Source organism: Flavobacterium sp. MAHUQ-57, assembly GCF_051908335.1.
Lineage (GTDB): Bacteria > Bacteroidota > Bacteroidia > Flavobacteriales > Flavobacteriaceae > Flavobacterium.
On sequence record NZ_JBPZTE010000006.1, the window covers coordinates 1,318,720 to 1,333,002 of the forward strand.

Below are 14,283 nucleotides of genomic sequence, written 5' to 3' on the forward strand. Positions count from 1 at the left end.
TTATTCTTCGTCTTCTTCGTAATCCTCTACTCCGAAAAGGAAGGGATCCAACATGATCTTATCTGCTAGCACTTCTACTCTTTCTGTTAATTCATTAGAAAAGAAAAGGCGTTGGGTTTTTTCAACACTCATGGACAACCGTTGAATTGTTGGTTCGTGACGTAGTTTAAAAATTTCATTGGCATCGTCAACCACAAAAATCTTTACTGTATTCATATTAAAACCAGCTGAAGAAAACATTGCATTGATTTTGATTGGAGTTCCAATTAGCACATCCATTCCGGCTGAAATGATATTCTTTTCTTCATCGATATCGGTTTTATCGTTTACACCGATCACTCTCAGGTTGGTATATTTGCCGAATTTTTCGAATAGTTCCACCATTTCCAACACGGCTTCTTTGTCTTTCACTATTACCAGTCCACGTGTTGATTCACCTTGCGCTTTTTCCAGCTTTTGAATCACCGTATAAGCAATAGTTGTTGATTTGCCTTCGCCTTCCGGCATAATAACAACAGCATCGGCTCCACTTTTCAGTGTGCTCCAGCAATCGGCTTGTACTTCAGTTGGTTCAGTTATACCATATTCTACAAGCGCCTGTTGTAAATTGGTGTTTATTTTTTTCAATTGCATAATATCATTTATTTCGAAGCAAACAACTTCACATCATTTTCAGAAATTTCATTACCACCAAGAATAATCAAACGTTCCACCACGTTTCTTAGCTCGCGAATATTTCCTGTCCAATCGTATTCCTGCAATAATTTAATAGCTGTTTTCGCAAATGTTTTTTTGGCACTTCCTTGTTCATCTGCAATTTTAGCTGCGAAATGCTCTATCAAAGCAGGAATATCTTCTCTCCTATCGTTTAGAGCAGGAACTTTAACCAGAATTACAGCTAAACGATGGTACAAATCCTCGCGGAAGCGTCCTTCTTCGATTTCCTTTTTTAAATCTTTATTGGTAGCAGCCACTACACGAACATTCACTTTTATATCTTTATCAGCACCTACGCGTTGGATTAGATTTTCCTGTAAGGCTCTTAGCACTTTAGCCTGAGCAGGAAGACTCATATCGCCAATTTCATCCAAGAAAATAGTTCCTCCGTCGGCCGCTTCAAATTTTCCGGCGCGGTCTTTTACTGCAGAAGTAAAAGCACCTTTCATATGTCCGAACAATTCACTTTCGATCAATTCAGAAGGGATGGCAGCACAGTTAACCTCAATGATTGGCGCATTGCATCGTTCACTTTTCTGATGGATTTGATGCGCAACCAATTCTTTACCCGTACCATTCGGCCCTGTAATTAATACCCTTGCTTCCGTTGGTGCTACTTTATCAATCATATCTTTAATGTGATTGATTGCATCACTTTCACCGATCATTTCATAGTTTTTCGAAACCTTCTTTTTCAGAATTTTATTTTCGACAACTAATTTTTTACGATCTAAAGCATTCCGAACCGTATTCAATAAACGATTCAAATCCGGTGGTTTAGAGATATAATCGAAAGCGCCCAAACGCATGGTATTAACCGCTGTTTCCAAATCACCATGACCGGAAATCATAACCATTGGTATTTCAGGTTTGATTTTCTTTATGGCCTCCAACACCTCAACGCCATCCATTTTTGGCATTTTGATATCACAAAGAACCAGATCGTAATCCTCATTTTTGACTTTTTCAAGTCCTTGCACACCATCTTCGGCTTCCTCTACTTTATAAGTATCGTTTTCCTCTGAAAGGATTTTTACCAAAACCCTGCGGATGGCCGCTTCATCTTCAATGATTAGTATTTTCGACATTGTTTTTCTTTTTTACTGCAATTCCACTATATGTTATAGCACTGTATTTTTCTAAAGGTTCATCGTCAAATAAAAAGCCAGAATTCCTAATCACGTAATTTTTCTTTATTCCGATGATTGCATCACAGCATTTACTTTTGGACAATGCCTTAAGCTTATTGATGACATCCAGATCATTATGATAGTCACTACCCTGTACTTCAATCAATCCAATTTTTTCGTATTCAAAATTAATGGGTTCAGATTCGAAATTCAAACTAACCTCCATATCGGTCTTTTCACAGTTTTCAACAGTATTTTGAGAAGCTCCTGCGGGATTATTTCTCAAATCTGTAAATATATCTCTGGAAGACAATCCAACACATGAGGTTAAACTAATTACTAACGACAATGTTGCAACTTTTTTAATCATAATTTTAATTTACTGTATTTTTTCGTTTTACTGCGATTCCGGTAAAGGTACTTACGGTATAGTCATAACTGTCTTTAGACTCAGGAATAAACAACAATCCGGCTTTAGTTGTGGTTTTCCCTTTTCTAATACCAATTATTGCATCGCAACATTTACTTTTTGCTGTCAATTTCAATTCTTTCAGTACATCCTCATCAGTTGAAGAAGTTCCTCCTTCGGCTTCAATCAAACCAATTCGTTCATACTCAAAATTTATGGGTTCTCCATCGAACAACAAAGTCACTTCCGTTTCTGATTTCAAACAGTTTTCTTCTTCCAATTTAGTCATTTGCACTTTTTTATCACTCAAATCTGTAAAAGTAGCAGATGACCAATAACCCACACATGAAGTTAAACAAAATACCAGAGAAAGTGGAACTATTTTTTTAATCATAAATTCATTTTTTTTCGGCTATAAAGATAAAAAGACAAAAGGACTTAAAGACAAAAATCTTTAAATCCTTTACGCCTTACTATACTATAGATATCCTTAATATTTTAACCATTTGTAGAGTTCTTTCCAAGTTGGTTTTTTTCCATACATCAAAATTCCAACTCGGTAAATTTTAGATGCGAACCACACTACAGCAAAAAATGTACCAAAAAGCAACACAATCGACAAAATTAATTGCCAAACTGGGACTCCAAAAGGAACACGCATCAGCATTACAATTGGTGAAGTTAACGGAATCATTGAAAAAACCGTAGCCACCGTTCCGTGTGGATCATTAATTACAGTAAAGAAACCAACATAAACCCCAAGCATCAAAGGCATAATGATAGGCAATAAAAATTGTTGGGAATCTGTTTCAGAATCGACAGCAGCTCCAATAGCTGCATACAATGAACTGTATAGAAAATACCCTCCTGTGAAATAAATCAGAAAGAAAATTACCGTACTTAAAACAGGTATTTCATTATAATACAATTTTGCATTGGCTATAAAATTGGCTATAAAATTCTCATTGCCTTGCATTTTACTCATAACTTCAGCAGTTGCATGCGTATTGACGTCTGGTCCGAAAAAGGCAGATGCCCCAAAGAACAAAACCAAAGCCAATACCACCCAAATCATAAACTGTAGAATTCCAGCTAACGAATTTCCAATGATTTTTCCCATCATCAGATGAAATGGTTTCACTGAAGAGATAATTACCTCGATAATTCTGGATGTTTTTTCTTCTATCACACTTCGCATAACAAAATTACCATAGATAATAATAAACATCATGATAAGATAACCAAAGGCACCTCCGAAGATTACCTTAGTAATATTAAGGTATTTCAATCCTTCTTCCCCGGAAAACTTAGTAATATGCAAATCCGAATCCACTTTCGCATCTTCAATTTTTTTAGCATCAAAACCAAGTGATTTCAAATTGTTTTTCGTTAGTTGATTATCAATTATTTTTTCAATACCGGCAACAAACTCCAAGCTTGGACTGTCATCAGAAATGTATTCAACTTTTGTTTTCAGTTCATTGGTATCGCTAACTTTAGGTACATAAATAAGTCCTTCATAACCTTTTTCAGCAGTATCTTTCGCCAATTTCAATGGCATTTTCGATAAGTCTACATATTTGATTTCTTTGGTATTTTTAAAATCGGTTTTCAAAATACCTGCCTCATCATGAATGGCAACTTTAGTCACTTCATCTTTACTCATCTTGGCCAAATAACCTATAAAGAAAGACAAGCCAACCATTAACAACGGACTTAAAAAAGTCATAACAATAAATGATTTATTACGCACTTTGGCAATAAATTCCCTTTTGATAATTAATGCTAAAACTCCCATTATTTTTGACTTACGGTTTGAATAAAAATATCGTTTACACTTGGTATATTTTCTGTAAAATGCGTTACTTGACCATTTTTCATCAGTACTTCCAACAATTCATTTTGAGTTCGTGTACCCAAATCGATTTCTAATTTCAAATCCTCATTCAAAGATTTAAAAGTAGTTTGACCGACAGTGAATTTCTGAGTCAAATCGTACATCAAGCCTTCCACATTCGCAGAAACAATGCCCACTTGGAATTTATTAGTACGGTATTGTTTTTTAACATCACTCAGCTTTCCTTCGATCAATTTATTGGATTTGTGAATCAGAGCAATATAATCACACATTTCTTCTACACTTTCCATACGGTGCGTGGAAAAAATAATTGATGTTCCTTTTTTATTCAATTCGATGATTTCGTCTTTGATCAAATTCGCGTTAACCGGGTCAAAACCTGAAAAAGGCTCATCTAGAATTAACAATTTTGGTTGATGTAAAATAGTTACAATAAATTGAATCTTTTGCGCCATTCCTTTAGAAAGCTCTTGAATTTTCTTGTTCCACCATCCTTCAATTTCAAATTTCTCAAACCAATACTTTAATTGTTTTTTAGCTAGATCGTATGGCATCCCTTTCAATTGCGCCAAATATAGTGCCTGTTCCCCTACCTTCATGGTTTTGTACAACCCTCTTTCTTCCGGCATATAACCGATATATTGCACATGGTTAGGCGCCAATTTTTCACCATCCAAATAAACTTCGCCTGAATCTGGCATCGTAATTTGATTAATGATACGTATTAATGATGTCTTTCCAGCTCCGTTTGGACCTAACAACCCATAAATACTACCTTGTGGCACTTGTAATGAAATTGAATTCAATGCGGTATAATCGCCGTATTGCTTCACTACGTTTTTTACTTCAAGAATATTACTCATTGTAAAAGTTTGATTTTATTTGGTCGGTTGGGCAATAGCCCTTATTTGTAAATGTACTGAATTAGATGCGCTAGTAGTCTTTTTGTTACAAAAAATCCCAACATTTTATAGTTGGGATTGCATTTATTACTGTATTGTAATCATTTATGAAAACATATCTTTTACTTTTTCAAAAAAAGACTTTTCTGATTTTTCTGGTTTCGGCGCAAAATTGGCATCCTCTAGATTACTCTCAAAAAATTTCTTTTGCTCTTTAGAAAGGTTTTTCGGTGTCCATACATTAATATGTACTAACAAATCTCCACTTCCATAACTGTTCAGACTTGGAATTCCTTTCCCTTTCAGGCGAAGAATTTTTCCGGATTGAATTCCTTCTTCCAATTTAATTCTCACTTTACCATTAATTGCGTCGATATCTTTTGAAACACCTAAAACTGCTTCAGGATAACTGATGTACAAATCATAGTGAAGATTTTCACCTTCGCGCTTCAGGAATTCATGTTCAACTTCTTCAATAGCCACAATCAAATCACCTGCAATTCCGTTGCCTGGTGCATCATTTCCTTTACCGGAAACTTTCAACTGCATCCCATCTACAACTCCAGCTGGAATTTTGATTGAAACCGTTTCGTCTTCCATAATCATTCCTTGCGCATCTGCATTATTCGGTTTCGAATCTATAGTTTGACCCGAACCTCCACACACATGACAAGGTGAAGCCGTTTGCATTCTTCCTAAAATGGTATTCGTAACACGAACCACTTGTCCAGAACCATTACAAGTACCACACGTTTTATAAGAAACACCCGGAGCTTGTATTTTACGTTTCACTTTAACTTTTTTCTCTACACCATTTGCAATTTCATCCAAAGTTAATTTCACTTTGATACGCAAATTACTTCCTTTGGCACGACGTTGGCCTCCGCCTCCACCGAAACCTCCGAAACCTCCTCCAAAAGCACTTCCGAAGATATCACCGAACTGACTAAATATATCATCCATGTTCATATGATGACCACCGCCAAATCCTCCAGCACCGTCAAATGCAGCATGACCGTACTGATCATATCGAGCACGTTTATTAGCGTCACTTAATATTTCATAGGCTTCAGCAGCTTCTTTGAATTTTTCTTCTGCAGCTTTATCACCTGGGTTTTTATCAGGATGGAATTCAATAGCTTTTTTACGATAGCCTTTTTTAATTTCAGCTTCCGAAGCTCCTTTACTAACACCTAAAATTTCGTAATAATCTTTCTTGCTCATAATTTCTTAAATTCCAAAATCCAATTTCAAAATTCCAAATCCTTGTTTTACCTATTTGGAATTCAGCCTTTGGCATTTGTTATTCTTAGTTTCCTATAACTACTTTAGGGAAACGGATGATTTTATCTCCTAACTTATATCCTTTTTCCACCACGTCAACGATTTTTCCTTTCAAATCGTCTCCGGCTGGAATTTGCGTAATAGCCTCTGCAAAATCGGCATTAAACACGTCACCAGTTGCAATTTCAACTTGCTCCAAACCTTTAGAAATCAATGTTGACTTTAATTTCTCCTGAATTAACTCGACTCCTTTTACCAAAGCTTCATCTTCTGATTTTGAAATCTGAGCCCAAGCTCTGTCAAAATCATCTAAAACTGGCAACATAGCCTGCAAAACCTCTTGACCAGCAGTCTTGAATAACTCTATTCGTTCTTTAGAAGTTCGTTTTTTATAATTTTCAAATTCGGCAAACAAACGCAAAAATTTATCTTTTTCAGCAGCCAATTCTTCTTGCAACTTTTCTTCAGCCGTCATTTCCGGATCTGTAATCCCTTGATTTTCTGAAACATTTTCATTTTCTAATGCATCTTTTTCGATGTTTTCAGTTCCCTCTTGGTTCATATCTATGTTTATTTTTTATACAATTATTTCTGTTTCATTTGATTGCAAAAGTACTGCCAAAGCTTATAAAATGCCAAATTGTCATTACTATTTTTATCAAATTCTTGTGAAGACCAAATTTCTTAACTAATTTAGTAACAATAAAACATACGGTTTTACACTCTAAACTTCTAAAAAACATGACTATGAAAAAAATTGTTTTAAGCCTGATTTTAACCACGGTATTTACTTTGGTTTCCTGTAAAAAAGAAAAAACCGAAGAAAGTACCCCGCTTCAAAATGAAATTGCAGTAGATGGAACTAAATATACTGTAGATGTAAAACAATCCATTGTGAACTGGGCTGGTTCAAAACCAACAGGAAAACATACGGGTGTGATACAATTCAAAGAAGGATTTGTAAACATAAAAGACAGTGCAATTGTAGATGGTAGATTTTTCATAAACATGAACACTATAACAGTAACCGACTTAAAACCCGGAGATGGAAAAGAAGACTTGGAAAATCATTTGAAAGGAACGGCAGAAAAAGATAAAAAAGATCATTTTTTTAATGTCAATAAATATCCGACCTCCGATTTAAAGATTGTCAAAATTGAAGAAAAATATGGTAAAACAATCATTTATGGAAATCTTTCCATCAAAGGGGTTACCAAAGCAGTGAACTTTCCGGCCGAAGTAAACATTACTGACAAAGAAGTAACTATAAAAAGCGACACATTGGCTTTGAACAGAACGTATTTTAATGTAAACTATGCTTCAAAATCATTATTTGCCGATTTAAAAGACAAATTCATTGACGATGAAATCAGAATACAAGTTAACGTAAAAGCAACTAAATAAAAGAAGCGCCTTAGGGCGCTTTATTTTTGCAATAAATTTTTAACTGCGACATCTATATTTTCAAACTGAAAATCATAACCTGCCTCTTGGATTTTCTGACAACTGACGTTTTGACTTTCGATTAATAATGTATGCATTTCTCCTAAAATCAAGCGCAAAATAAATTTTGGTACATTAGGAAGGAAAATGGGCACATCCAAAACTTGTGATATACTTTTAATTAATTGCGTATTGGAAACCGGATTGGGAGCTACTGCATTGTAAACCCCTGTCAAATTATTCTCTAAAGCAAACAAAAAGATTTCCGCCAAATCTTTACTATGAATCCATGACTGCCACTGCTTACCAGAACCAAAGGCAGCACCAAATCCCATTCGAACCGGTTTAGCCATTTTCGGCAAAGCTCCACCATCTGAAGACAAAACCAAGCCAATTCTTATCTTACACACTTCAATTCCCAAACGTTCCATTTGAGTAGCTGCTTCTTCCCATTTCACTACAACATTGGACAAGAACGAATTGTTAAAATTCGTAAAATCTTCTGTGTAAATAGTTTTTTCATCACTTGGATAAACCCCAATTGCTGATGCAGTTATAAAATTTCGTACTTGATTTGGATTATTTTTAAGTGCGCTATATAATAGATTAATAGCGTTGGTTCGACTTTCGACAATATCTTCTTTATATTTCGATGTCCAACGTTCTGAAATACTCGAACCAGCCAAATTGATTATGGATTCAACATCAATAAAACAACTTTCATCAATGATTCCTTCCGCTGGATTCCAATAAAACCCTTGGTAATTCGGTTGATGTTGAATTTTATTTTGAGAAGTGGTCAAATAGTTCACCTTCATGCCATTTTTCAATAGCAATTCGGTAATTTCTTTACCCAATAATCCCGTCGCTCCTGTAATTAAAACCCGCATGTATGAATTTTATTTCAAAATTACGACAGGAAATTCTTAAGTAAATATTAATTGTAAGTAATTTAACTTTTCCTACAAACAATTATCGTTTCACACGGATAGTCCATTCAAACTCAAGTACAGATACCTGGTCGCCTTTCTCATCAATACCTGTCGATTTCATCCAAAAAGTCTGTCCCTCGCCTGTAGCTAAAGTTTTTTCAATGGCATCAGTAATTAAATGTCCGTCATTACAAGTAAACGTGATTCTGCCCGTAGCCTTTTTAGTAAAAGTAGCTTTATTGTTGGCTACCAGCATGGATATGTTCTTCCCGCTTTTCTTGATATGAAGCATTACCAATGCACCCGTAGATAGCTCGGCCGCCATGGCTTGTACCGCAAAATACATCGAATTGAACGGATTTTGATTGAACCAGCGGTGTTTTACAGATACCACACATTGGTTTTCATTAATTACTTTAGTTCTAACGCCACACCAAAATGCAGAAGGTAGCTTAAAAAAAAGAAAAGTATTCAGTTTTGAGGGTGTAAACTCCATAAGGCTATATTTTTCGCTAATCTACAAAAAAATAGTATGCGCGCCTAATATTTTCATTTGTTAATATTTTGTTAAATTCCACTACTTTGTTTTGCATAATACCTTTTTTTAGACTTATCTTTGTATAAGAAATTAATAGCCTAAAGAAAGTATTATTAAGTTTCAATCATCAATCAAATCAAAATTAATAACATCATGGAAACATTAACAGTAAGAAACAACGAGAAAAATTTTGCAACACTTATTCATTTAAGTGCATTAACAAAATACTTCATCCCTTTTGGAAATTATATTTTACCAATAGTATTATGGAGTACCAAAAAAGGAACATCAGAATATATCGATCACAATGGAAAACAAGCGATCAATTTTCAATTAAGTATGTTAACCTACTCTTTAATTCTTTTAGTAATTACAGTACCCGCATTAATTATAGGAGTACTTAACAATGTAACCTTCAACGAAATCGACAACGGTGATTTTATTGTCAAAAATTTCGCCGAAGGAAATTTAACAAATGTGGCCATCGCAGGAATTGTAGCTGCTGTAGTATTGGTAACGATGAAAGTAGCTGAGTTTTTCATCATTATTTATGAAGCAATCAAAGCTAATAATGGAGAACATGTTCAATATCCATTTACCATCAATTTTTTAAAATAAAAATCAATCAATCATCAATCAATCATCAATCAATCAATCAATCAATCAATCAATCAATCAATCAATCAATCAATCGAAAAATGAACAGTTTAACAACAAAAAAGAAATCCTATGAACATTGAGAACACAAAAGCTCAGATGCGTAAAGGAGTTTTAGAATTCTGCATCCTATCTGTTTTAAAAGAAAAAGACGCTTATACTTCTGAAATTCTAGACACACTGAAAAACGCGAAATTGCTAGTAGTTGAAGGCACAGTATACCCGCTATTAACAAGATTAAAAAACGACGGACTATTAAGCTATCGTTGGGAAGAATCAACTTCGGGACCACCAAGAAAATATTACGGTCTAACCGATGAAGGACAAGAATTTTTAAAAGAATTAAGCATAACCTGGAATGAACTTGCAGGTGCAGTAAATACAATAACTATACAAAACTAACGAGCCATGAATAAGACAGTAAATATGAATTTAGGTGGTTTTTTCTTTCACATTGACGAAGACGCCTATCAAAAACTAAATCGCTATTTTGACGCAATCAAAAGATCTTTATCCGATGAAGCACGCGACGAAATCATGAGCGATATCGAAAGTAGAATTTCAGAATTGTTTTCAGAAAAACTACAAAGCAACAAACAAGTCCTGACTTTAAGCGATGTGGACGATGTTATAGCTATCATGGGGCAACCAGAGGATTATAAAATTGAAGGCGAAACTACTGAAAGTAAATCTGCTTACACTTATTCAGGAACTGGCCGTACTAAAAAATTATACCGAGACAAAGATTCTGGAATTGTTGCCGGAGTTTGTTCAGGATTAGGACACTATTTTGGAGTAGATCCAGTTTGGATTAGAATCATCTTAGTTCTATTAGTATTTGCAGGTTTTGGAACAGGAATCTTGGCCTATATCATTCTTTGGGCAGTAACTCCTGAAGCAGTAACAACAAGCGAAAAACTTGAAATGACTGGCGAACCGATTACTATCTCAAATATAGAGAAAAAAGTAAAGGAAGAATTTGAAGGTGTTTCTGATAAAATCAAAAATGCCGACTACGGACAAATGGGAAACCATGTAAAATCCGGAGCTCAAAAAATTGGAAGTTCATTAGGTGATATCATCGTTTCTATAATGGGTATTTTTGCAAAAATGGTAGGGGTTTTCATCGTGCTTATCTCTGCAGTAGCAATCATTTCCTCTTTAATTACTTTATTCACCTTAGGATCAACATCGTATATTGATGCACCATGGATTGATTATTTCAACACGTTTAATTTTACTGATACATCAATTTGGTTCATCGCATTGGCTTTCTTTCTTGCAATTGCTATCCCGTTTTTCTTCCTTTTAATCCTTGGATTGAAAATATTGGTAAACAATCTTAGATCGATTGGAAGCATCGCAAAATATACATTATTAGCAATTTGGATTGTTTCAGTTGGTGTAATTATCAGTTTATTTGCAAAAACAGCCAATGAATTTGCATTCGAAAACAAAGTGGTAGATAAAGCAAACATCAACATCACAGCTGTAGATACGTTAAACGTAAAATTTAGAGAAAACGAATATTATACCAGAAATAATGGTCACGATGGTGATTTCAGATTGGTTCAGGATTCAACAGGTATTGAATACATTTATTCGGAAGATGTAGAATTTGAAGTACTACCAACTGAAGAAAAAACACCTTACATTCAAGTTGAAAAGAATTCTAAAGGTAAATCATTCAATGAGGCTAAAAATAGAGCTGAGAAAATCAAATACGGATTCAAAATCGAAGGCAATCAGTTGATTTTAGACAACTATTTCTTAACGGAAGCAAAAAGTAAATTCCGCGGACAAGAAGTAACGATCTATCTTTATGTACCAAAGGGAACTTTCCTGAAATTTGACGAATCTGTTGAAGATCATGACGTATCAGATAACGATTTCTTCAACCTACACCACAGCTCAGATGACTATGTATACAAAGTAGATAGTGAAAAAGTAAAATGTTTGAACTGTCCTCCTGACGAAAACGAATGGAACGATGTAGATAGTAAACATAAAATCACTATTGATGAAGATGGTGTAACGATTGAAAACGACACAGTAATCTCTGATAAAAAAGAAATTAAAGAGTTAAAAATCAACGAAGACGGTATTATCATCAAAACCAAATAAAAGACTGGAAAGCGTACCCATCGGTCTAATCAGCCAACTGGGTTTACCACAAACTTTCGATAAGTTAAACAGTCAAGCATACTCCGGTTCGCTGGAAACCAACAATTAATTCATGGGAAGTTTAGCAGTGTCTCAAATACGGGACACTGCTTTACACCAAACCTATAGATTAGAAAGAAGTAGAGTAAGGAACTAAACGCAACGAATTTAAAAATCACTCGTTAATTTCTACTTGACAAAACTGGTTTATTCAACTCTTTAAAACACAAAGTAAAAAGCTTTTAAACAACCGAATAGACAAAGTACCAAAATTCACAAAAGAATCAATCAATTAAAATTTTAAAATGATGGTGCTGCGGATCACATGGCTCAAAAAACGAGAAGCAGTGCCATCAAAATTAATACAAAATGAAAATCATCAATCAAATCAATCAATCAATAACTCTTTTAGCACTTGTCTTCAGTAGTGCGGTTGGGGCGCAAAACACTCCCAAAATCGAACACAAACCGGAACAACCGTTAATCGAAAAAGTTAACAACACGACAGTAGTCAATTTCGATTTCATCATCGAAAACAACTCAAAAGACACCTTAAAGTTAACCCGCTTGGAATTACGTCAATTCGACAAAAACAACGTTTTGGTTCACCAAAAATTCCTAGACAATAACGGTACAGCTCCAAGTATTAACACAATTCCTTCCAACGTATGGAATGGTACTTCCAGAAAATTGATATTCAATCCATTTCCTGAAATCAATCCGCTAACTACCAAACTGGAATACCTATTTACATTCAACAACACTATCGAAATTAAACAAACAGTTACACCAAAAGAATACCATCAAGCTACTCATTTTATTTTGCCTTTAAAAGAAAAACTTTTAGTTTACGATGGCCACGATTTCAATTCGCATCACCGCCGTTTTGATTACGAATTTGAACCTATAAAACAATTGGGGTTTGAAAGTAACTTCATGAGATTTGCCTATGATTTTGCTATTCTAAACAATGAAAACCAACAATTCGCTGGAGATGAAAAAAACAATAACGATTGGTTTGGATTTGGGAAAGAAGTAATCGCTGTAGCAGATGGAGAAGTTATCGCTGTAGAAACACAACAAAAAGACGACAAAACATTCGATATTCCATCTTTAAAAAACAATCCGCTAGCATTGTACGGAAATTACGTAGTAATCAAACACGCTAATAATACACTAAGTATGTATGCCCATTTAAAAAACAAAAGTGCCGAGCATTTGAAACCAGGAACTAAAGTAAATCAAGGGCAAACAATTGGAGCAATAGGAACCTCTGGAAGTTCATTTTTTCCACACCTTCACTTTGAAGTAAGAGACACAATTAATCATCAAGCCGAAGGAATTCCATCCTATTTCAGCAATTATTCCTTATTTTTAGGAAGTACAAAAAAAGACATCAAAACAGGAACGGTTAATACCGGAGATATCATTCAATCAAAATAATCAAATTTAAAAAACAACAGTATGATAAAATTAATGATTCACGTAGTAAAAATAGTAATGGCAGCCATTGTTGCCTTATTGTTAGGATCATGTAAATTGGAAACTACCGGCTTAGGGAAAAGCATAAAAGGAAGTGGAAATGTCGTGACCAAAGAAAGAAATCTAAATGATTTTACCAAGGTAGAAGTTAAAAAAGGTTTGGAATGTGAAGTAGTACAGTCCAGCACTTTTAAAGTTGAAGTAGAAGCAGATGACAATTTACAGGATGGCATACTAACCACTGTAGAAAACGGAACTTTGAAAATCACTTCGAAATACAACAACTATCACAATGTGGCATCAAAAAAGGTAAAAGTATTCATGCCGATTATTGAAAGTTTGGAAACCAACAGTGGTGCCGACTTAAGAACCGTGGGTGTGATTAAAAGCAATACCATTCATGTAAAATCAGGTAGTGGAAGTTCGATTGATGCCGAAATTGAATCCGAAAACATCACTTTGGAATCGACTAGTGGAAGTACAATCAAAGCTTCAGGAAAAGCGATTTTAGTAAACACTTTGTCTTCAAGCGGAAGTTCAATAGAAGCAGAACGTTTGATTGCCAACGAAATTCGCGCACAAAGTACTAGCGGAAGCAGTACTAAAGTAAACCCAATCTTAATTTTGAATGCTCAAGCTTCCAGTGGTTCACACGTAGAATACGTGAACACACCGAAAAGGGTTACCAAACAAGAAACTTCTGGAGGAAGCGTTTCAAGAGACTAAAAATAACTCCAATCATTTCACAAAAATCATTCGCCTCACGCG

The 14,283-nt window shown here is 34.8% G+C and carries 16 protein-coding genes; 6 read left to right on the plus strand and 10 right to left on the minus strand.

The features are described from left to right. The 8 genes from ACS8MM_RS06495 to ACS8MM_RS06530 all read right to left on the minus strand — a co-directional run bounded on the left by ACS8MM_RS06495 (position 1) and on the right by ACS8MM_RS06530 (position 6,862). Entirely contained in the window at positions 1–633 is a 633-nt protein-coding gene (locus ACS8MM_RS06495) for a DEAD/DEAH box helicase (protein ID WP_379714351.1), read from the minus strand. Positions 634–641: 8 nt separating this feature from the next. Further along, positions 642–1,805 carry a sigma-54-dependent transcriptional regulator gene (locus ACS8MM_RS06500; RefSeq protein ID WP_379714354.1) on the minus strand — a complete coding sequence of 388 codons (1,164 nt, stop codon included), beginning with the start codon at positions 1,803–1,805 and terminating at the stop codon, positions 642–644. Beyond that, entirely contained in the window at positions 1,783–2,217 is a 435-nt protein-coding gene (locus tag ACS8MM_RS06505) for a hypothetical protein (protein WP_379714357.1), read from the minus strand. The genes ACS8MM_RS06500 and ACS8MM_RS06505 overlap by 23 nt, the downstream gene beginning before the upstream one ends. 4 nt (positions 2,218–2,221) lie before the next feature. After that, positions 2,222–2,650: a hypothetical protein gene (locus ACS8MM_RS06510; protein WP_379714359.1), complete on the minus strand. Its 429-nt coding sequence runs from the start codon at positions 2,648–2,650 to the stop codon at positions 2,222–2,224. Positions 2,651–2,746: 96 nt separating this feature from the next. Further along, positions 2,747–4,054 (minus strand): ABC transporter permease, encoded by a 1,308-nt coding sequence (locus tag ACS8MM_RS06515; protein ID WP_379714362.1) that lies wholly within the window; start codon positions 4,052–4,054, stop codon positions 2,747–2,749. After that, complete coding sequence (locus ACS8MM_RS06520; RefSeq protein ID WP_379714366.1) at positions 4,054–4,977, minus strand: ABC transporter ATP-binding protein; 924 nt, start codon at positions 4,975–4,977, stop codon at positions 4,054–4,056. The genes ACS8MM_RS06515 and ACS8MM_RS06520 overlap by 1 nt, the downstream gene beginning before the upstream one ends. A 144-nt stretch (positions 4,978–5,121) precedes the next feature. Further along, complete coding sequence (dnaJ, locus tag ACS8MM_RS06525; RefSeq protein ID WP_379714369.1) at positions 5,122–6,240, minus strand: molecular chaperone DnaJ; 1,119 nt, start codon at positions 6,238–6,240, stop codon at positions 5,122–5,124. Between the two features lie 85 nt (positions 6,241–6,325). Continuing rightward, positions 6,326–6,862, minus strand: a complete 537-nt coding sequence (locus ACS8MM_RS06530; protein WP_379714372.1) for a nucleotide exchange factor GrpE — start codon at positions 6,860–6,862, stop codon at positions 6,326–6,328. A gap of 185 nt (positions 6,863–7,047) precedes the next feature. Here ACS8MM_RS06530 and ACS8MM_RS06535 point away from each other — a divergent pair, with 185 nt between their 5' ends. After that, entirely contained in the window at positions 7,048–7,704 is a 657-nt protein-coding gene (locus ACS8MM_RS06535; protein ID WP_379714374.1) for a YceI family protein, read from the plus strand. Between the two features lie 20 nt (positions 7,705–7,724). Here ACS8MM_RS06535 and ACS8MM_RS06540 read toward each other — a convergent pair whose 3' ends face one another. Together ACS8MM_RS06540 and ACS8MM_RS06545 are read right to left on the minus strand one after the other, a co-directional pair. Continuing rightward, positions 7,725–8,633: a TIGR01777 family oxidoreductase gene (locus tag ACS8MM_RS06540; RefSeq protein WP_379714377.1), complete on the minus strand. Its 909-nt coding sequence runs from the start codon at positions 8,631–8,633 to the stop codon at positions 7,725–7,727. Between the two features lie 82 nt (positions 8,634–8,715). Beyond that, positions 8,716–9,171: a DUF4442 domain-containing protein gene (locus ACS8MM_RS06545; RefSeq protein ID WP_379714380.1), complete on the minus strand. Its 456-nt coding sequence runs from the start codon at positions 9,169–9,171 to the stop codon at positions 8,716–8,718. A 195-nt stretch (positions 9,172–9,366) separates the two neighbouring features. Here ACS8MM_RS06545 and ACS8MM_RS06550 point away from each other — a divergent pair, with 195 nt between their 5' ends. The 5 genes from ACS8MM_RS06550 to ACS8MM_RS06570 all read left to right on the plus strand — a co-directional run bounded on the left by ACS8MM_RS06550 (position 9,367) and on the right by ACS8MM_RS06570 (position 14,241). Next, positions 9,367–9,831 (plus strand): DUF4870 domain-containing protein, encoded by a 465-nt coding sequence (locus ACS8MM_RS06550; protein ID WP_379714383.1) that lies wholly within the window; start codon positions 9,367–9,369, stop codon positions 9,829–9,831. A gap of 111 nt (positions 9,832–9,942) precedes the next feature. Further along, a complete protein-coding gene (locus ACS8MM_RS06555) occupies positions 9,943–10,272 on the plus strand; it encodes a PadR family transcriptional regulator (RefSeq protein WP_379714386.1) in 330 nt (109 codons plus the stop codon). Between the two features lie 6 nt (positions 10,273–10,278). Then, the gene (locus tag ACS8MM_RS06560; protein WP_379714389.1) at positions 10,279–11,994 is read left to right on the plus strand and encodes a PspC domain-containing protein; all 1,716 of its coding nucleotides are present in this window, start codon (positions 10,279–10,281) and stop codon (positions 11,992–11,994) included. Between the two features lie 408 nt (positions 11,995–12,402). Continuing rightward, entirely contained in the window at positions 12,403–13,476 is a 1,074-nt protein-coding gene (locus ACS8MM_RS06565; protein WP_379714392.1) for a M23 family metallopeptidase, read from the plus strand. A 21-nt stretch (positions 13,477–13,497) separates the two neighbouring features. Continuing rightward, positions 13,498–14,241, plus strand: coding sequence for a head GIN domain-containing protein (locus ACS8MM_RS06570; protein ID WP_379714396.1), 744 nt, complete (start codon positions 13,498–13,500; stop codon positions 14,239–14,241). Positions 14,242–14,283 lie beyond the last annotated feature (42 nt).